The sequence below is a fragment of the Roseococcus microcysteis genome (genome assembly GCF_014764365.1).
Taxonomy (GTDB): Bacteria; Pseudomonadota; Alphaproteobacteria; order Acetobacterales; family Acetobacteraceae; genus Roseococcus; species Roseococcus microcysteis.
In genome coordinates, this window is record NZ_CP061718.1 from 3,611,759 (window position 1) to 3,628,467 (window position 16,709).

Here is a 16,709-nt window from a genome sequence, read left to right on the forward strand (position 1 = left end):
GAGGACGGATGCGGCTCGCCGTCATCGCGGATGTGCACGGAAACCGCCTCGCCTTGGCGGCCGTGCTGGAGGCGATCGCGGCGGCCGCGCCGGATCTGGTGATCGAACTGGGCGACGCCGTCAGCGGCCCGCTCTGGCCCGCCGAGTGTTTCGAGATGCTGGCGGGCCTCGATGCCGTGGCGTTGCGCGGCAACCATGACCGCTGGGTGGCGGCGGACAGCCCCGAAGGGATGGGCGCCACCGATGCCTTCGCCCATGCGCGGCTTTCGGCGTCCCAACGCGCGGCCTTGCTGGCGCGGCCGATGGCGTGGCGCGATGGCGGCATCCTCGCCATGCATGCGCTGCCCGAGGATGACCTGACCTATGTGCTGCACGAGGTCACGGAAGCCGGCGTGCGGGAGCGTGCCCCCGCGGGTGTCGCCGCGCTGCTGCCCGCGCCCGCGGGCGAGACGCTGGTGCTGACCGCCCACACCCACCGCGCCCGGATGCTCACGCTGCCCGATGGGCGGCTGGTGGTGAACCCGGGCAGCGTGGGCCAGCCGGGCTACACCGACACCGCGCCCTGGCCGCACCGCATGGAGGCCGGCAGCCCGCATGCCCGCTTCGCCCTGTTGGAGCAGGCGCGCGGCGAATGGCGGGTGGAATTCCATGCCATCCCCTATGACTGGCACGCGGCGGCGGCGGAAGCCGCGCGCCATGGCCGCGACGATTGGGCCCAGGCCCTCACCCATGGCAATCTGAGCTGAGGTTGGAACAAAGCAGATGAACATCCACGAATACCAGGCGAAGGAACTGCTCCGCCGCTACGGCGTCGCGGTGCTGGACGGCCATGTGGCCTGGACGCCGGAGGAGGCCGAGGCCGCCGCCGGCAAGCTGCCCGGCCCCATCTATGTGGTGAAGAGCCAGATCCATGCGGGCGGCCGCGGCGCCGGCCGCTTCACCAACGACCCCGACGGCAAGGGCGGCGTGCGCCTGGCCAAGTCGGCGGCCGAGGTGAAGGCGGCGGCGGCGGCCATGATCGGCTCCACCCTGGTCACGAAGCAGACCGGGCCCGAGGGCAAGCTGGTCAGCCGCGTCTATGTCGAGGCGGGCTGCGACATCGCGCGTGAGCTGTATCTCTCGCTGCTGGTGGACCGCGACTGCTCGCGCATCGTCATCATGGCGAGCACCGAGGGCGGCATCGAGATCGAGGAAGTGGCGGCCCACAACCCCGAGAAGATCCTGAAGGTGGATGTGGACCCGGCGACGGGCGTCTCCGGCTGGCATGGCCGCAAGCTGGCCTTCGGCCTGGGCCTCGAGGGCAAGCAGGTCGGCAGCTTCGTGAAGTTCGTGGAGGCCATGTACAAGGCCTTCGTCGAGCTCGACTGCGCCATCGTCGAGATCAACCCGCTGGTCGTCACCAAGGGCGGCGATGTGGTGGCGCTGGACGCCAAGGTCAGCTTCGATGACAGCGCGCTGTACCGCCACAAAGACCTCGAGGCGCTGCGCGACGACACGGAGATGGACCCGAAGGAGCTGGACGCCGTCCAGAACGACCTGAACTACGTGGCGCTCGATGGCGAGATCGGCTGCATGGTGAATGGCGCGGGCCTGGCCATGGCGACGATGGACATCATCAAGCTCTACGGCTCCAGCCCCGCGAACTTCCTCGACGTGGGCGGCACGGCGGACAGCGCGCGGGTGACGCAGGCCTTCCGCATCATCACCTCCGACGCGAATGTGAAGGCCATCCTCGTCAACATCTTCGGCGGCATCGCCAAGTGCGACATGATCGCGAACGGCATCGTGGAGGCGTCGAAGAACCTCAAGCTCTCGGTGCCGCTGGTGGTGCGGCTCGAGGGCACGAATGTCGAGCTGGGCAAGAAGATCCTGGCGGAGTCGGGGCTGGCCATCATCGCCGCCGACAACCTCGCCGATGCCGCACAGAAGGCGGTTGCCGCCGTGAAGAAGGGCGCCTGAACCATGGCCATTCTCGTTGACAAGAACACGCGCGTGATGACGCAGGGCTTCACCGGCGCGCAGGGCACCTTCCACGCCAGCCAGGGCATCGCCTATGGCAGCACCTATGTCGGCGGCGTGACCCCCGGCAAGGGCGGCACCATGCACCCCACGCTGAACCTGCCGGTGTTCAACACGGTCGCCGAGTGCAAGGAAGCGACCGGCGCCAACGCCAGCGTGATCTACGTGCCCGCGCCCTTCGCGGCGGACTCCATCCTGGAGGCGCTGGACGCCGAGATCCCGCTGGTGATCTGCATCACCGAGGGCATCCCGGTGCTGGACATGGTGCGGGTGAAGCGCGCCCTGCAGAGCAGCAAGTCGCTGCTGGTGGGCCCGAACTGCCCCGGCGTCATCACGCCCGACGCCTGCAAGATCGGCATCATGCCGGGCCACATCCACCGCCGCGGTTCGGTGGGCATCGTCTCCCGCTCGGGCACGCTGACCTATGAGGCGGTGGCGCAGACCACGGCGGCCGGCCTCGGCCAGTCCTCCTGCGTGGGCATCGGCGGCGACCCGGTGAAGGGCATGGACTTCATTGACGTCCTGGAACTGTTCCTGAAGGACGACGAGACCAAGTCCATCATCATGATCGGTGAGATCGGCGGGCAGTCCGAAATCCAGGCCGCCGAATTCCTGGCGCGCGAGAATTTCGGCCCCGGCAAGCCCAACAAGCCGGTGGTGGGCTTCATCGCCGGTGCCACGGCCCCTCCGGGCCGGCGCATGGGCCATGCCGGCGCCGTGATCTCGGGCGGCAAGGACACGGCGGCGGCGAAGATGGAGGCCATGGCGGCGGTGGGCATCCACATCGCCGACAGCCCGGCCTCGCTCGGCTCCACCATGGTCAAGGCGCTCGGGCGCTGAGGCCGCTCCGCCGCCCGCGCTGGTGGCCGCTGCTGGCGGCGCTGGTCCTGGCGGCGGGCCCATCGGCGCGGGCCGAAAGCCCCGCCGAACTCATGGCGCGCGCGCCCGCCGTCACGCTGGACGGGCCGCTCGCGCCACTGACCGCCCCGGTCGCGGTGGGCGGCGCGGGATGGGGGCCGTTCACCCGGCTCTGCGTGCGCCGGATGATGCTGGTGCCCGATGGCCGTGAGTATCCGGCCAATGATCCGTCCTGCCTTCAGGTGACAGAGGCGCGCGAGCAGGGCGATGTCTGGCACCTCACTTTCTCGACGGGCCCCTTGCAGAATGGCATCGGCGTCACCTTCACCCTGACGCGCGATGCCGCGGGCCAAGTCGGCCCCGCGGATTTCACCGTGCCCGAGGGCCTGCCCGCGCCGCCGCCGGAGATGGTGGGCCGGTTGCGCGCCGTCCTCCGCGCCATGATCCGGGCGCATGCGGTGGAAGCCTTCCGCGTGGCGCCGGGCGAGGAATTCGTGATGGATCTTCCGCTCGGCGAGATCGAGGAGGGGCTGCGGGTGGAGGGCGGAGGATTCGCCTGCCGGCCCGAGGGCACCGGCACCATTGCCGGCCGCCCGGTGGTGCAGGCCGCCTGCACGCTGCGCGCCACGGGCGAGTTGCGGCCGGGGCGCCCCCTGGAGCTCACGGCCGCTGGGCGTTTTGCGCTGGATGTCGCCACCGGCCTGGTGCTGCGGCATGGCTATGCCAGCCTCACCATCGCCGCGACGAGGGCGCCGGGGCCGGCGATGTCCTTGCGCGCCTATTCCACGCAGTCGCTGGAATAGGCCCTCTCAGCGGATGATGGCGGCGTGCCACAGGCGCAGCACGCGCACGCCCTGGCCCTCCTCCACGCGATAGACCAGCACATAGGGCCGGTCCGTCAGCATCTCGCGGGTGCCGGGCACCCGGCCGGGCTTGCCGCGATGGGCGAGGGTGGCGAGGCTGTCGCTGGCTTCCAGGATTTCCTCCACCAGGCGCTCGGCGGCCAGCGGGTTTTGGGCGGTGAGGTATTCCAGAACCCCATCCAGGTCGCGCAGGGCCGCGGGGGACCAATGGACGGGCAACTCGCCGCTCATGGCGCCCCCGGCCGGCCGAGCCGTGCCTGCAGCCTGTCGCGGATGAGGATCAGGCGTTCGCGCACCAGGGCCTGCGGCGTGTCGGCGCTGGCGGGCGCCGCCTCGGCCTCGGCCACCGCCGCGGCCAGAAGGCGGCGTTCCAGCGCATCATCCGTCTCGTCCATCAACCGAGCATAGCGCGGGCGGGCAAAGGGCGTCACGCCTGCTTTGTTTTGCGGCGCAGCATGGCGGTTTTCCGCCATCTTCCCTGTCCAAGGGGGGTGCCGCAATGGCGCCATCATCGGTATGTTAACACCACGCGCCGCAGGATGAGTTTCCGGCGGCGCAGCCGCAGAAATTCAGGAAGGGCGGACCGCCGGAAGGTGCGTTCGTGAAACAAGAATGGCCGGTGTGGATATCCTCGCCAGCGCGATGAATGGGGCGAATGCCGCCTTCCTCGCTGATCTCTATGCCCGCTGGGTCGAGAACCCCGCCAGCGTGGACCCCTCCTTCGCCGAGCTCTTCGCCACGCTGAATGATGACGCGCGGGCGGTGCTGGGCGATGCGCAGGGCGCGTCCTGGGCGCCACGGCCGCGCGGCGGCTTCGCCCCGGCCGAGGAGGCCCCGCCCGCGAAGAAGGGCACCGCCCCCGCCGCGCGTGCGACGGACCCCGAAGAGACGCGCCGCGCCGTGCTGGACAGCATCCGCGCGCTGATGCTCATCCGCTCCTACCGGGTGCGCGGGCATCTGGAGGCGAAGCTGGACCCGCTGGGCCTGCAGACGCCGCCGGCCCACCCGGAACTCTCGCCCGCCTTCTGGGGCTTCACCGACGCCGACCTGGACCGGCGCATCTTCATTGACCGCGTGCTGGGGCTGGAGACGGCCACCATCCGCGAGATCATGGAGCGGGTGCGGGCCACCTATTGCGGCCCGATCGGCGTCGAGTTCATGCACATCCAGGACCCGGACCAGAAGTCCTGGATCCAGCAGCGCGTCGAGGGCGCGCCCTGGGTGAAGGGCTTCGACGCCGCCGCCAAGCGCAAGATCCTGACCCAGCTGACCGAGGCCGAGGGCTTCGAGGCCTTCTGCGCCAAGAAATATGTCGGCACCAAGCGCTTCGGCCTGGAGGGCGGCGAGAGCACCATCCCCGCCGTGCAGGCCGTGATCGAGACCGCGGCGGGCCAGGGCTGCAACGAGATCGCCATCGGCATGGCGCATCGCGGCCGGCTGAACATGCTCGTGAACGTGGTGAAGAAGCCCTACACGCAGGTCTTCGCCGAGTTCAAGGGCAGCAGCTTCAAGCCCGACGACGTGCAGGGCTCGGGCGATGTGAAGTACCACCTCGGCACCTCGACCGACATCGAGATCAATGGGCGGATGGTGCACCTCTCGCTCCAGCCCAACCCGTCGCATCTGGAAGCCGTGAACCCCGTCGTCGCCGGCAAGGTGCGCGCGCGGCAGGACATGGCGGGCGATGTGAAGACCCGCACCTCGGTCATGGGCATCCTGCTGCATGGCGACGCGGCCTTCGCGGGCCAGGGCCTGGTCTATGAGACGCTGGCGATGAGCCAGCTCATCGGCTACCGCACCGGCGGCACGGTCCATATCGTGACCAACAACCAGATCGGCTTCACCACCGTGCCGGCCCATGCCTATTCGGGCCTCTACTGCACCGATGTGGCGAAGGCGATCCAGGCGCCCATCCTGCACGTGAACGGCGACGACCCCGAGGCCGTGGTCTGGTGCGCCCAGATGTGCGCCGAATTCCGCATGCGCTTCCAGTCGGATATCGTGCTGGACATCGTCTGCTACCGCCGCCACGGCCACAATGAGAGCGACGAGCCCGCCTTCACCCAGCCCAGCATGTACAAGCGCATCCGCGAGATGAAGACGACACGGACGCTCTATGCCGAGCGCCTGGCCGCCGAGGGCAGCGTCCCGGCCGAGGAGGCGAAGTCCATCCAGGACGCCTTCAACGCCGAGCTGGAAAAGGCCTTCGAAGCCGCCGCCAGCTTCAAGCCCAACAAGGCGGACTGGCTGGAGGGGCATTGGGCCGGCCTCAAGCCCGTGGCCTCGGGCGCCGAGACCGAGCAGCTGCACGAGACCGCCGTCGGCCTCGACACGCTGCGCGAGGTGGGCGGCGCACTGTGCCGCGTGCCCGGCGATTTCAACCTCAACCCCAAGATCGCCCGCCAGCTCGAAGCCAAGAAGCAGGCCATCGAGAGCGGCGAGGGCCTCGACTGGGCGACGGGCGAGGCGCTGGCCTTCGGCACCCTGCTGCTGGAAGGGCACCGGGTGCGCCTTTCGGGCGAGGATGTGCAGCGCGGCACGTTCAGCCACCGCCATTGCGTGCTGGTGGACCAGGCGAATCAGCAGGAATACGCGCCGCTGAACCACATCCGCGAGGGGCAGCCCAAATTCGAGGCCTTCAACTCCCTGCTCTCCGAGGCGGGCGTGCTGGGCTTCGACTACGGCTATTCGCTGGCGGACCCGCGCACCCTGGTGCTGTGGGAGGCGCAGTTCGGTGACTTCGCCAATGGCGCGCAGGTCATCATCGACCAGTTCATCGCCTCCGGCGAGACGAAGTGGCTGCGCATGTCCGGCCTCGTGATGCTGCTGCCGCATGGCTATGAGGGGCAGGGGCCGGAGCATTCCTCCGCGCGGCTGGAGCGCTACCTCCAGCTCTGCGCCGAGCGGAACATGCGGGTGTGCAACTTCACCACGCCCGCCAACTACTTCCACGCGCTGCGCCGCCAGCTGAAGGCCAATTACCGCAAGCCGCTGGTGGTGATGACGCCGAAGTCGCTGCTGCGGCACAAGCTGGCCGTCAGTAGCCTGGCCGAGTTCGGCCCCGGCAGCGCCTTCCGCTACGTCATCCCCGAGACCGACGCGATCGCCCCGGAGGAGAAGGTGAAGCGCGTCGTGCTCTGCACCGGCAAGGTCTATTACGACCTGCTGGAAGCCCGGCGCGAGCAGGGCCGCGACGACGTGGCCCTGGTGCGGCTGGAACAGGTCTATCCCTTCCCGGAGCGCAGCCTGGCCTCCGCCATCGGCGCCTATCGCAATGCCGAGGTGGTGTGGTGCCAGGAGGAGCCCGAGAACATGGGCGCCTGGTCCTTCGTGGACCGGCGGATCGAGGGCGTGCTGGCCGGGCTGGACATCGCCGCGAAGCGCCCCCGCTTCGTGGGCCGGACCGGGGCGGCGAGCCCCGCCACGGGCCTGGCGAAGGTGCACGCGGCCGAGCAGGAGACGCTCGTTCGCACGGCATTGGCGGTCTGACACCGCGGATTTCGACAAACTGAAGCATGGGGCCGGATGACACCCGGCCCCCCGATGCCCTAGATCAGGGGCAAAGAAGGCAGAGACCAATGGCGACGGACATCGTTGTGCCCACCCTGGGCGAAAGCGTGAGCACGGCCACCGTGGCGCGCTGGATGAAGCAGGCCGGCGAGGCCGTGGCGGCGGATGAGCCGCTGGTGGAACTGGAGACCGACAAGGTCACGGTGGAGGTGAATGCCCCCGCCGCCGGCGTGCTGGAGGCCATCACCGCCCAGGAGGGCGCCGAGGTGGAACCGGGCGCCGTGCTGGGTTCCATCGCCGTCGGCGCCGGCGCCGCGGCCAAGCCCGCCGCGGCCCCTGCCGCCGCGCCGACCTCCGCCGCCAAGCCCGTCGGCACGGGCGGGGGTTCGGTGAAGCAGGCCGAGGCGCATGGCACCGCCCCGGGCGGCCACGCGCCCCTTCCCGCGGCCGCCAAGCTGATGGCCGAGAACAATGTGACGCAGGCGCAGATCGGCCAGGGCTCCGCGAAGGATGGCCGCATCGCCAAGGGTGATGTGCTCGACTTCCTGAGCCGCCCGGCCGGCGCCGGCGCGCCCGCCCCTGCCGCCGCCAAGCCCGCCCGCAAGCTGGAAGGCGGCGAGGAGCGGGTGAAGATGACGCGCCTGCGCGCCACCATCGCCCGCCGCCTGAAGGAGGCGCAGAACACCGCCGCCATGCTGACCACCTTCAACGAGGTGGACATGGGCGCGGTCATGGCGCTGCGCGCCGAATACAAGGACCATTTCGAGAAGCGCCACGGCGTGAAGCTCGGCTTCATGTCCTTCTTCGTGAAGGCCTGCGTGGCCGCGCTGAAGGAATTCCCCGCCGTCAACGCCGAGATCGAGGGCGACGAGGTCATCTACAAGAACTTCGTTCATATGGGCATCGCGGTGGGCGGGCCCTCGGGCCTCGTGGTGCCCGTGCTGCGCAATGCCGATGAGATGGACTTCGCCAAGATCGAGAAGACCATCGCGGATTTCGGCAAGCGCGTGCGCGACGGCCAGCTGAAGCTGGAGGAGATGGCGGGCGGCAGCTTCACCATCACCAATGGCGGCATCTATGGCTCGCTGATGTCCACGCCCATCCTGAACCCGCCGCAGTCCGGCATCCTGGGCATGCACAAGATCCAGGACCGGCCCATGGCGGTCGGTGGCAAGGTCGAGGTGCGGCCCATGATGTACCTGGCCCTGTCCTATGACCACCGGATCGTGGACGGGAAGGAGGCGGTGAGCTTCCTGGTCCGCGTGAAGGAGGCCATCGAGGATCCGCGCCGCCTCATGCTGGGCGTCTGACCATGCGTTCGCGCGAAGGCCAGCTCAGCGACAACCGGCCCATCTCCCGATCGCGCCCCGAGAAGGAGAAGCAGCTGCGTGAACTGCGCGAGGTGCTGGCCGGCATGAAGCCCCACGCCACCCCCGCCCTGCGGGACAGCGTGAAGGCGAAGATCAAGGAGCTGGAGGCGGATTTGGCCGCCCCCGCCCCGCCGCCCCGCGACCGCCGCCCGCCCCGCCGGGAATTCTGACGGCGCGGGTCTGCCGCCGCGAATCCGGCCTTGTTGGGCCGGGTTTCGCGCGGTAACCCCTCAGGCTTCGAAAGGAGCCTGACCAATGCGTGTGGGTGTGATTGGCGCGACCGGCGCCGTCGGCAAGGAATTGGTGGATGTTCTGGCCCGTCGCCGCTTTCCGGTGACGCAGCTGAGCCTCTTCGCCTCGGCGCGCAGCGCCGGCACCACGCAGAAAACGCCCTTCGGTGACGTGACCATCGAGGAATTCTCGATGGAGCGCGCGCGCAAGCTGGACCTCGCGCTGCTGGCCGTCTCGGGCGATTTCGCCAAGGCGCATGCCCGCGCGCTCGCGGCCGAGGGCGTGGCCGTGGTGGACAATTCCTCCGCGCTGCGCCTGGAAGCCGATGTGCCGCTGGTGGTGCCGGAGGTGAACGGCCACGCCATCGGCGACCACCGCCTCATCGCCAACCCCAACTGCACCACGGCCATCCTGGTGGTGGCGCTGGAGCCGCTGCGCCAGGCCTTCGGGCTGAAGCGCGTCATCGTCTCCACCTACCAGGCGGCCTCGGGCGCCGGGGCGGAGGGGATGGTGGAACTGGAGCGGGAGACCCGCCGCGTGCTGGTCGAGGGCCAGCCCGCCCAGGCCGAGGTCTTCGCCCACCCCCTCGCCTTCAACGTGATCCCGCACATCGACAGCTTCCAGCCCAATGGCTACACGCGGGAGGAGATGAAGGTGGCCTGGGAAAGCCGGAAGATCATGGCCATGCCGGAGCTGCTGATCTCCTGCACCGCCGTCCGCATCCCGACCATGCGCGTCCATGCCGAGGCCGTGACCATCGAGACCGAGCGTCCCGTGACGCCCGAGGCCGCCCGCGCGGTCCTGGCCAAGGCGCCGGGCGTGCGGCTGATGGATGATGTGGGCGCGAAGCTCTACCCCATGCCTCTGACGGCCACCGGCGCCGATGATGTGGAGGCCGGCCGCATCCGTGCCAATGACGTGTTCGGGGACCGGGGCCTCGACCTGTTTCTCTGCGGCGACCAACTGCTGAAGGGCGCCGCGCTGAACGCCGTGCAGATCGCCGAGCGGATGAAGCTGCCGGTGCCGGCGTGATGAAAAGGGGGGGCGGGATGACCGCCCCTCATCCCGCCATCTTGCGGGCCGCGTAGCGGGTCAGCAGCGGGCCGAACAGGCAGGTCAGGAAGATCACGATGATGATGGCGTCGGCGGTGACGGCGTCGATCAGGTCCATCTCCATGCCGATCACGACCACGGCGAGCGTGGCCGCCGCCTGCGGGAAGGAGAGGCTCGCCATGGCCAGTCCCTCGATCCGCGAGTAGCCGAAGAGACGCGCGGCGATTGCGGCCGCCAGGGATTTCGACAGCACGATCACCGCGACCAGCGCCAGGGCGAAGAGCCAGGTCGTGACCGACTCCAGCGCGTCCAGCCGCAGCCGCATGCCCGTCTCCACGAAGAAGAAGGGGACGAAGAGCATGCGGCCCACGAATTCGAGGTTTTCCTTCAGCTCCTCGCGCCGGTGCAGGGCGCGGTTCAGGCAGAGGCCGGCCAGGAAGGCGCCCAGGATGTCCTCCGTGCCGATCGCCTCCGCCGCCACGGCCAGCAGCAGCAGGACGGCCAGCAGGAACAGCGCCTTTTCGGCCGCGGTGTGCTTCTCTGCCGCCAGTATCAGCCGCGCCAGGCGCGGAATCAGCAGCAGGGCCGCAGCCGACAGCGCGGCGAGCGCCGCGACCGGTACCAGCCAGGTCCAGCCGCCCTCGCCCCCCGCGATGCGGATGACGGCGACCAGCACGAGCAGGGAGAGCGTGTCGGTCAGCAGGGTGCCGCCGGTTGCGGCCACGATGGGGCGGCGGCCCGCCAGCCCCATCCGGCTGATCATCGGGTAGGCGACCAGGGTATGGGAGGCGAGGGCCGCGCCCAGCAGCAGCGCGCCCGGCAGCCCCAGGCCGAAGACCAGCCCCGCGCCGAAGGCGGGCGCGAAGGAGAGCACGAAGGCCAGCGTTCCGAAGCCCAGCGCCTCCCGCTTGCGTTCCCGCACCAGGTCGAGGTCGATCTCCACCCCGGCCAGGAACATGATGTAGAGCAGGCCGATGGAGCCAAACAGCTCCACCACCGGCCCTTCCGGCAGCACGCCCGCCCCACCCGGCCCGATGGCCATGCCCAGGAGGATCAGCCCGATCAGGCCCGGAACGCGCGTGCGTTCGAAGAGCAGCTGCACCACCAGCGCCGCGGTGATCACCACGGCGAATTGGAGAATGACATCCTCGATCGGAAGCTCAGCCAGCATGGCGCTGACCTGACTTGAACCGGCGCATGCACCCCTCCTGGACTGGCGGGAACGCAACGCGCCAGCGGCGCGCGGGGTTACAGCCGCGTCAGATCAGGCAGGCTTCGCGCAGCGCCGCCTTCAGGGCGGGCGGCAGGTCATCGGAGATGGCGGCCGCCTCGGTGATGTCCGCGGGCGCGGCCTCGGCGTCGAGGTAGCGCCAGCCCTGGAAGGGCTTCATCGGCCTTGCGGCGACGGGGATCAGTTCCGGGTGCAGCACCAGCCCCGCGCAGGCGGTGCCGTCATCCCACCGGTCCTCGATGATGTCGAGAAGGCGCTGCCGCACCTGGATATAGCCGCCGATGACCCAATAGATGCTGCCGCCGTCGAGCAGCTCGTCGCGGCGCTTGGGCGCCATGCGCGTCTGGTGGCGCAGCGGCGGGGCGGCGGTGGCGCGCAGGGCCTGGATGGCGCGCAGATGCGCCACGTCCCGCACGCCGACCGAGAGTTTCAGGAGGTGCACCATCCCTCCTGAATGTGGCGCCCGACCGGAGTCGGGCAAGCCCTTACCTCAGCCCTGGCGCTCCACCATCAACTGCTTGATCTTGCCGATCGCCTCGGCCGGGTTCAGCCCCTTCGGGCAGGTCCGGGTGCAGTTCATGATGGTGTGGCAGCGGTAGAGGCGGAACGGGTCTTCGAGGTTGTCCAGGCGCTCGCCCGTCGCCTCGTCGCGGCTGTCGCTGATCCAGCGATAGGCGGCGAGAAGGATGGCCGGACCCAGGAAGCGGTCGCCATTCCACCAGTAGGAGGGGCAGGCGGTGGAGCAGCAGAAGCACAGGATGCACTCCCACATCCCGTCCATCTTGGCGCGCTCCTCCTTGGACTGGCGGCGCTCCTCATCCGGCGGGGGCGGGGTGGAGGCCTTCAGCCAGGGTTCGACGCTGCGATACTGCGCGTAGAGCTGCGTCAGGTCCGGCACCAGGTCCTTGACCACGGGGAGGTGGGGCAGGGGGGTGATGCGGACATCGCCCTTCACCTCGTCGATGGGCTTGAGGCAGGCCAGGGTGTTCAGCCCGTCGATGTTCATCGAGCAGGAGCCGCAGATACCCTCGCGGCAGGACCGCCGGAAGGTCAGCGTGCTGTCCACCTCGTTCTTGATCTTGATGAGCGCGTCCAGGACCATCGGGCCGCACTTGTCGAGATCGAGCTCAAAGGTGTCCGTGCGCGGGTTGGCCCCGTCATCCGGATCCCAGCGGTAGATCTTGAAGGCCTTGACGTTGGTCGCGCCCGGCTCGGCCTTGAAGGTCTTGCCCCCCTGGATGGTCGAGTTCTTGGGCAGGGTGAAGGTGGCCATGATCTGGGGTCCTTAGTAGACGCGGGCCTTGGGGGGAACACCTGCACCTCGTTGGTGAGGGTGCGCATCTTCACGCCGCGATAGTCGAGGCTCACCTCGCCCTTCTCGTTCATCGAGGCGAGCGTGTGCTTCATCCAGTTGTCGTCGTCACGGTCCGGGAAATCCTCCTGGGCGTGCGCGCCGCGGCTTTCCTTGCGGGCCTCGGCGCTGACGATGGTGGTCATCGCGTTGCCGACCAGGTTGTCCAGCTCCAGCGCTTCCACCAGATCGGTGTTCCAGACGAGGCTGCGGTCGTTCACGCGCAGGTCGCTGAAGCCGGTGTGGACCTTCTTCATCTTGTCCACGCCCTCGCGCAGCAGCTCCGAATTGCGGAACACGGCCGCATGGGCCTGCATGGTGCGCTGCATCTCGAGGCGCAGCTCGGCCGTGCCGGTGCTGCCCTTGGCATGGCGGATGCGGTCGAAGCGGTCGAGGCTGCCCTCGCCGGCACGCGGCGGCAAAGGCGGCTGGCTGGCGCCGGGCTTCACCGTCTCGGAGGCACGATGGGCGGCCGCACGGCCGAACACCACCAGGTCGAGCAGGGAGTTGGTGCCCAGGCGGTTCGCACCATGCACCGAGACGCAGGCCGCCTCGCCCACCGCCATCAGGCCGGGGACGATGGCGTCCTCGTCCTCGCGGGTGGGGCGCAGCACCTCGGTGTGGATGTTGGTCGGGATGCCGCCCATGTTGTAGTGGACGGTCGGGAGCATCGGGATCGGCTCCTTCGTCACGTCCACGCCGGCGAAGATGCGGGCCGTCTCGGAAATGCCCGGCAGGCGCTCATGCAGGATGTCGGCGCCGAGATGCTCCAGGTGGAGCATGATGTGGTCCTTGAGCGGGCCGCAGCCCCGCCCCTCGCGGATTTCCAGCGACATGGCGCGGGAGACGACGTCGCGCGAAGCCAAGTCCTTGGCGGTGGGGGCGTAGCGCTCCATGAAGCGCTCGCCCTCGGAGTTGGTGAGGTATCCGCCCTCGCCGCGGGCGCCCTCGGTCACGAGGCAGCCCGCGCCATAGATGCCGGTCGGGTGGAACTGCACGAATTCCTGGTCCTGCAGGGGCAGGCCGGCGCGCAAAACCATGCCGCCGCCATCGCCGGTGCAGGTGTGGGCGGAGGTGGCGGAGAACCAGGCGCGGCCATAGCCGCCGGTGGCGAGCACCACCTTCTGCGCCCGGAAGCGGTGCATGGAGCCGTCTTCCAGGTTCCACGCGATCACGCCGCGGCACACGCCCTCATCATCCATGATGAGGTCGAGGGCGAAGTACTCCACGAAGAACTCGCAGCCATGCTTGAGCGACTGCTGGTAGAGCGTGTGCAGGATAGCATGGCCCGTGCGGTCGGCCGCGGCGCAGGCGCGCATCGCGGGCTCCTTGCCGTATTCCTTCATGTGGCCGCCGAAGGGGCGCTGGTAGATGCGGCCATCCTCGGTGCGGCTGAAGGGCACGCCATAGTGCTCCAGCTCGATGATGGCCGGCACCGCCTCGCGGCACATATATTCGATGGCGTCCTGGTCACCCAGCCAGTCCGACCCCTTCACGGTGTCGTACATGTGCCAGCGCCAGTCATCCTCGCCCATGTTGCCGAGCGCGGCACCCACGCCGCCCTGCGCCGCCACGGTGTGGCTGCGCGTGGGAAAGACCTTGGTGATGCAGGCGGTTTTCAGGCCCGAGGCGCCCATGCCGAAGGTGGCGCGCAGCCCCGCGCCACCGGCGCCGACCACCACCACGTCATAGGTGTGGTCCACCACACGATAGGCCCCTGAAGACGGCTTGCTGATCGCGTTCATCGTTCCCGATCCATCCTTTGCGGGGCGCGAGACGCCGCGCCACCACCCCAACCTGTTTTGGGCGGCCCGGAAGGGGTCGCCAATCCCGTTACGCGATCGCTACGAACCGAGGGCGATCCGCAGCACCGCCAACGCCGAGGCCAGCGCCATCAGCAGGCACACGCCCTTGATGACCAAAATCGTGGCCATCCGCGCGAATTCGCCGCGCGTGTAGTCCTCGACCACCACCTGCAGGCCGGACGCCATGTGGTGAAAGGTCAGGCCGATCAATGCCAGCAGCAGCACCGCGTTGAGGGGGGCGCCGATGAAGGCGCGCGTCTCGGCATAGCCCGCGCCGGCCAGCCCCACCGCGCTGAACACGAACCAGAGGGTCAGCGGCAGCAGGGCGATGGATGTGACGCGCTGCATCCACCAGTGATGGGTGCCGCCACGGGCCGAGCCCAGGCCGCGCACGCGGCCGAGCGGGGTGCGAAGGGCGCTTTGGCTCACGCTATCCTTGACGGCCATCTTCAACCCCGAAACACGAAGACGAGAACCCAGGTCAGCACCGTCAGAACGGCGGTGCCGACCAGCACCATGCGGCCGCTGCGATAGGCCTGCGCCAGTTCGAAGCCATGCCCCGCATCCCAGGCCAAATGCCGGATGCCGGCCAGCGTGTGATACCAGGCCGCGGCCGTCAGGCCGAACAGCACCAGCATGCCGAGGATGGAAGAGAGAAACCATTCCACCCGGGCGAAGGCCTCGGGCCCGGCCGCGGCGGCCACCAGCCACCAGACCAGCAGCACGGTGCCCACCGACCATGCGGCGCCCGTGGCGCGGTGCATGATGGAAAGCGCGCTCGTCATCTGCATCATGTCATAGACTTGCAGATGCGGCGACAGTGGACGGCGGATCAGCGTGCCGTCGGTGCGCCGGCCGACCATGCCGGCCTCGCGGGGGTCCTTCATGCCGCCAATTCCCGGTTGCGGACCGCCATCGCAGGGATGCGGCCTGTGTTATCGCGCGGCGTCATCGCCTTCGCTCCAGCTTTGCGTCCTCGGCCGGTCTTGTAGGCGTCCAGGCGTTGCGGCGTCAATCCAACCGAACCCCGCCGAAGTGGAAGATACGAAGAAGCAACGGTTGGCGTCGCCGCGCGAAGCCTGGATTTCCGCCGCCCCGGCGATTCTGTATAGCGTCAGAAACGGACATGCTTTGCGCCACCCTGGCGCGAGCGCCTTCGCGCGGCTTCCCCGTCGCGTGGCGCAACCGTCACCTGCGTGCAGCGGGTGGCACGCGTGCAGTTCCAGAATTGATCCGGACACCCATACGGGGGTATGTCCCCAGGGCTGTCACTTGTTTGCCATCGGCGTTCGACGACCTTCGGTTTGGCCGGTCCACCTGACTTGCGCTTGGCGCGGTCATGACCGGTGGGCCTTGAAGGCTCCGGGAGGAGAAACGGCGGAAAGAGGGCCCTGGCCCCGGCTTCCCCGCGACCCCATCGCCCCGCGGGCAAGAAGTGGCCGCGACCTCCGCGGCGGCGCGTGCGCCTTCGGAGGTCGAGAGGCCGTGTGATTCCGTCATCGCACCCTGGGTCCAGGGTCGTTCGGAGTTCCGGTCATCATCCGCGCGACGTTTTTTATTGGGGCCGGTGGCCTGGCCGCCGGGGTGACGTTGATTGACACTGCCCTAGAAGCTCCGATCCCTCGGAAGCTCGGATTCAAGCCCGGGATGGTCTGCGCCGTCATTGACCCGCCCGCCGGCTTCAAGCACGGCCTGCCGGCCACCAATGCGTCCGAGCCTGAGTTGATCCTCGCCTTCGCGAGCGACCGTGCCACCCTGGCGCGGGTCGCGGCGCGGGCGCTGGACCTTTACGGGGTCGGTGGGCGTCTGTGGTTCGCCTACCCCAAGAAGACGGGGCCGGTGCGGTCCGACCTCGACCGTGACCATGGCTGGGAACCGCTGACCCAGGCCGGGCTGCTGCCGGTGACGCAGGTGGCCCTCGATCACATCTGGTCCGCGCTGCGCTTCCGCCTGCGCGAGGAAATTCCGACCCTCACCCGCAAGGCCTGAAGGTCCGGTCAAGGCGCCATGGGGTTCGAGCCCGTGGCGCCTTCAGGGACGCTGAGTGGCGTCTCAGAAACGCAGCCCGGCGGTGAAGAACAGGCCGAGCATCACGGTGAGCCACACCGCGCCCTGCAGGATATAGCTGCGGAGCGACACGGGCGCCTCCTGGTTCTTGCGGACGTAGGTGGTCGCGAGGTCGCTGTTCGGATTGGCCATTTTCGGTCTCCACGGATCGGTTCGATCTGCCCGTCAGGTCAGCAAGGCCTGTGCCAGGAGAGACACTCCAACAGCGGGCCCGCATGGTGGAGCAAGACATCCAAATATTAACAGGGGCTTAAACGCCAAATGCCGAGGCGGTGCCGCGATGGGAAGAAGCCCGTGCCGCGGCGCCACGTCAGGGCCTTCACGCTTGCGAAGCGCGAGGCCTCGCATTTT

Annotated in this window: 17 protein-coding genes and 1 pseudogene; 9 read left to right on the top strand and 9 right to left on the bottom strand. The window is 69.0% G+C overall.

Annotated elements, in window-relative coordinates:
- Positions 1–8 precede the first annotated feature (8 nt).
- From ICW72_RS17415 to ICW72_RS17430, 4 genes are all read left to right on the top strand, one after another.
- Complete coding sequence (locus tag ICW72_RS17415) at positions 9–746, top strand: metallophosphoesterase family protein (RefSeq protein WP_191083860.1); 738 nt, start codon at positions 9–11, stop codon at positions 744–746.
- A 16-nt stretch (positions 747–762) separates the two neighbouring features.
- On the top strand, positions 763–1,959 hold the full coding sequence (gene sucC, locus ICW72_RS17420; RefSeq protein WP_191083861.1) for an ADP-forming succinate--CoA ligase subunit beta: 1,197 nt from the start codon (positions 763–765) through the stop codon (positions 1,957–1,959).
- Positions 1,960–1,962: 3 nt separating this feature from the next.
- The gene (gene sucD / locus ICW72_RS17425) at positions 1,963–2,859 is read left to right on the top strand and encodes a succinate--CoA ligase subunit alpha (protein WP_191083862.1); all 897 of its coding nucleotides are present in this window, start codon (positions 1,963–1,965) and stop codon (positions 2,857–2,859) included.
- A gap of 92 nt (positions 2,860–2,951) precedes the next feature.
- Positions 2,952–3,680, top strand: a complete 729-nt coding sequence (locus tag ICW72_RS17430) for a hypothetical protein (RefSeq protein WP_191083863.1) — start codon at positions 2,952–2,954, stop codon at positions 3,678–3,680.
- A gap of 6 nt (positions 3,681–3,686) precedes the next feature.
- Here ICW72_RS17430 and ICW72_RS17435 read toward each other — a convergent pair whose 3' ends face one another.
- Positions 3,687–3,971: a type II toxin-antitoxin system RelE/ParE family toxin gene (locus ICW72_RS17435; protein WP_191083864.1), complete on the bottom strand. Its 285-nt coding sequence runs from the start codon at positions 3,969–3,971 to the stop codon at positions 3,687–3,689.
- Complete coding sequence (locus ICW72_RS17440; RefSeq protein WP_191083865.1) at positions 3,968–4,171, bottom strand: hypothetical protein; 204 nt, start codon at positions 4,169–4,171, stop codon at positions 3,968–3,970. The genes ICW72_RS17435 and ICW72_RS17440 overlap by 4 nt, the downstream gene beginning before the upstream one ends.
- Before the next feature lie 181 nt (positions 4,172–4,352).
- On the opposite strand from ICW72_RS17440, the gene ICW72_RS17445 reads away from it, so the two are divergent.
- The 4 genes from ICW72_RS17445 (at position 4,353) to ICW72_RS17460 (ending at position 9,883) form a co-directional block, all read left to right on the top strand.
- Entirely contained in the window at positions 4,353–7,229 is a 2,877-nt protein-coding gene (locus ICW72_RS17445; protein ID WP_191083866.1) for a 2-oxoglutarate dehydrogenase E1 component, read from the top strand.
- Positions 7,230–7,318: 89 nt separating this feature from the next.
- On the top strand, positions 7,319–8,560 hold the full coding sequence (gene odhB, locus ICW72_RS17450) for a 2-oxoglutarate dehydrogenase complex dihydrolipoyllysine-residue succinyltransferase (protein ID WP_191083867.1): 1,242 nt from the start codon (positions 7,319–7,321) through the stop codon (positions 8,558–8,560).
- 2 nt (positions 8,561–8,562) lie between these two features.
- Positions 8,563–8,790 (top strand): hypothetical protein, encoded by a 228-nt coding sequence (locus ICW72_RS17455; RefSeq protein ID WP_184385136.1) that lies wholly within the window; start codon positions 8,563–8,565, stop codon positions 8,788–8,790.
- An 85-nt stretch (positions 8,791–8,875) separates the two neighbouring features.
- Positions 8,876–9,883: an aspartate-semialdehyde dehydrogenase gene (locus ICW72_RS17460; RefSeq protein WP_191083868.1), complete on the top strand. Its 1,008-nt coding sequence runs from the start codon at positions 8,876–8,878 to the stop codon at positions 9,881–9,883.
- A gap of 28 nt (positions 9,884–9,911) precedes the next feature.
- Here ICW72_RS17460 and ICW72_RS17465 read toward each other — a convergent pair whose 3' ends face one another.
- The 6 genes and pseudogenes from ICW72_RS17465 to sdhC all read right to left on the bottom strand — a co-directional run bounded on the left by ICW72_RS17465 (position 9,912) and on the right by sdhC (position 15,178).
- Positions 9,912–11,075 carry a cation:proton antiporter gene (locus tag ICW72_RS17465; RefSeq protein ID WP_191083869.1) on the bottom strand — a complete coding sequence of 388 codons (1,164 nt, stop codon included), beginning with the start codon at positions 11,073–11,075 and terminating at the stop codon, positions 9,912–9,914.
- An 88-nt stretch (positions 11,076–11,163) separates the two neighbouring features.
- Positions 11,164–11,580, bottom strand: a complete 417-nt coding sequence (locus ICW72_RS17470) for a DUF1489 family protein (RefSeq protein ID WP_184385143.1) — start codon at positions 11,578–11,580, stop codon at positions 11,164–11,166.
- Between the two features lie 45 nt (positions 11,581–11,625).
- Positions 11,626–12,408: a succinate dehydrogenase iron-sulfur subunit gene (locus tag ICW72_RS17475; protein WP_191083870.1), complete on the bottom strand. Its 783-nt coding sequence runs from the start codon at positions 12,406–12,408 to the stop codon at positions 11,626–11,628.
- Between the two features lie 26 nt (positions 12,409–12,434).
- Positions 12,435–14,231 (bottom strand): annotated as a pseudogene (gene sdhA / locus ICW72_RS17480) (succinate dehydrogenase flavoprotein subunit); the annotation flags it as partial.
- A 99-nt stretch (positions 14,232–14,330) separates the two neighbouring features.
- Entirely contained in the window at positions 14,331–14,720 is a 390-nt protein-coding gene (sdhD, locus tag ICW72_RS17485) for a succinate dehydrogenase, hydrophobic membrane anchor protein (RefSeq protein WP_332308941.1), read from the bottom strand.
- A gap of 20 nt (positions 14,721–14,740) precedes the next feature.
- Complete coding sequence (gene sdhC / locus ICW72_RS17490; protein WP_191083872.1) at positions 14,741–15,178, bottom strand: succinate dehydrogenase, cytochrome b556 subunit; 438 nt, start codon at positions 15,176–15,178, stop codon at positions 14,741–14,743.
- A gap of 760 nt (positions 15,179–15,938) precedes the next feature.
- Between sdhC and ICW72_RS17495 the strand changes: the two genes are divergently transcribed.
- Positions 15,939–16,280 (top strand): hypothetical protein, encoded by a 342-nt coding sequence (locus ICW72_RS17495; RefSeq protein ID WP_184385153.1) that lies wholly within the window; start codon positions 15,939–15,941, stop codon positions 16,278–16,280.
- A gap of 63 nt (positions 16,281–16,343) precedes the next feature.
- Here the strand turns inward: ICW72_RS17495 and ICW72_RS17500 are convergent, their stop codons facing one another.
- On the bottom strand, positions 16,344–16,490 hold the full coding sequence (locus ICW72_RS17500) for a hypothetical protein (protein ID WP_184385155.1): 147 nt from the start codon (positions 16,488–16,490) through the stop codon (positions 16,344–16,346).
- Between the last annotated feature and the right edge of the window lie 219 nt (positions 16,491–16,709).

Coding starts and splice junctions, on each gene's coding strand:
- ICW72_RS17460 (WP_191083868.1), top strand. CDS start 8,876: ATGCGTGTGGGTGTGATTGGCGCGACCGGCGCCGTCGGCAAGGAATTG.
- ICW72_RS17465 (WP_191083869.1), bottom strand. CDS start 11,075: ATGCTGGCTGAGCTTCCGATCGAGGATGTCATTCTCCAATTCGCCGTG.
- sucC (WP_191083861.1), top strand. CDS start 763: ATGAACATCCACGAATACCAGGCGAAGGAACTGCTCCGCCGCTACGGC.
- ICW72_RS17435 (WP_191083864.1), bottom strand. CDS start 3,971: ATGAGCGGCGAGTTGCCCGTCCATTGGTCCCCCGCGGCCCTGCGCGAC.
- odhB (WP_191083867.1), top strand. CDS start 7,319: ATGGCGACGGACATCGTTGTGCCCACCCTGGGCGAAAGCGTGAGCACG.
- ICW72_RS17475 (WP_191083870.1), bottom strand. CDS start 12,408: ATGGCCACCTTCACCCTGCCCAAGAACTCGACCATCCAGGGGGGCAAG.
- ICW72_RS17415 (WP_191083860.1), top strand. CDS start 9: ATGCGGCTCGCCGTCATCGCGGATGTGCACGGAAACCGCCTCGCCTTG.
- ICW72_RS17445 (WP_191083866.1), top strand. CDS start 4,353: ATGGCCGGTGTGGATATCCTCGCCAGCGCGATGAATGGGGCGAATGCC.
- sdhC (WP_191083872.1), bottom strand. CDS start 15,178: ATGAAGGACCCCCGCGAGGCCGGCATGGTCGGCCGGCGCACCGACGGC.
- ICW72_RS17495 (WP_184385153.1), top strand. CDS start 15,939: ATGGTCTGCGCCGTCATTGACCCGCCCGCCGGCTTCAAGCACGGCCTG.
- ICW72_RS17455 (WP_184385136.1), top strand. CDS start 8,563: ATGCGTTCGCGCGAAGGCCAGCTCAGCGACAACCGGCCCATCTCCCGA.
- ICW72_RS17430 (WP_191083863.1), top strand. CDS start 2,952: ATGGCGCGCGCGCCCGCCGTCACGCTGGACGGGCCGCTCGCGCCACTG.
- ICW72_RS17500 (WP_184385155.1), bottom strand. CDS start 16,490: ATGGCCAATCCGAACAGCGACCTCGCGACCACCTACGTCCGCAAGAAC.
- sucD (WP_191083862.1), top strand. CDS start 1,963: ATGGCCATTCTCGTTGACAAGAACACGCGCGTGATGACGCAGGGCTTC.
- ICW72_RS17470 (WP_184385143.1), bottom strand. CDS start 11,580: ATGGTGCACCTCCTGAAACTCTCGGTCGGCGTGCGGGACGTGGCGCAT.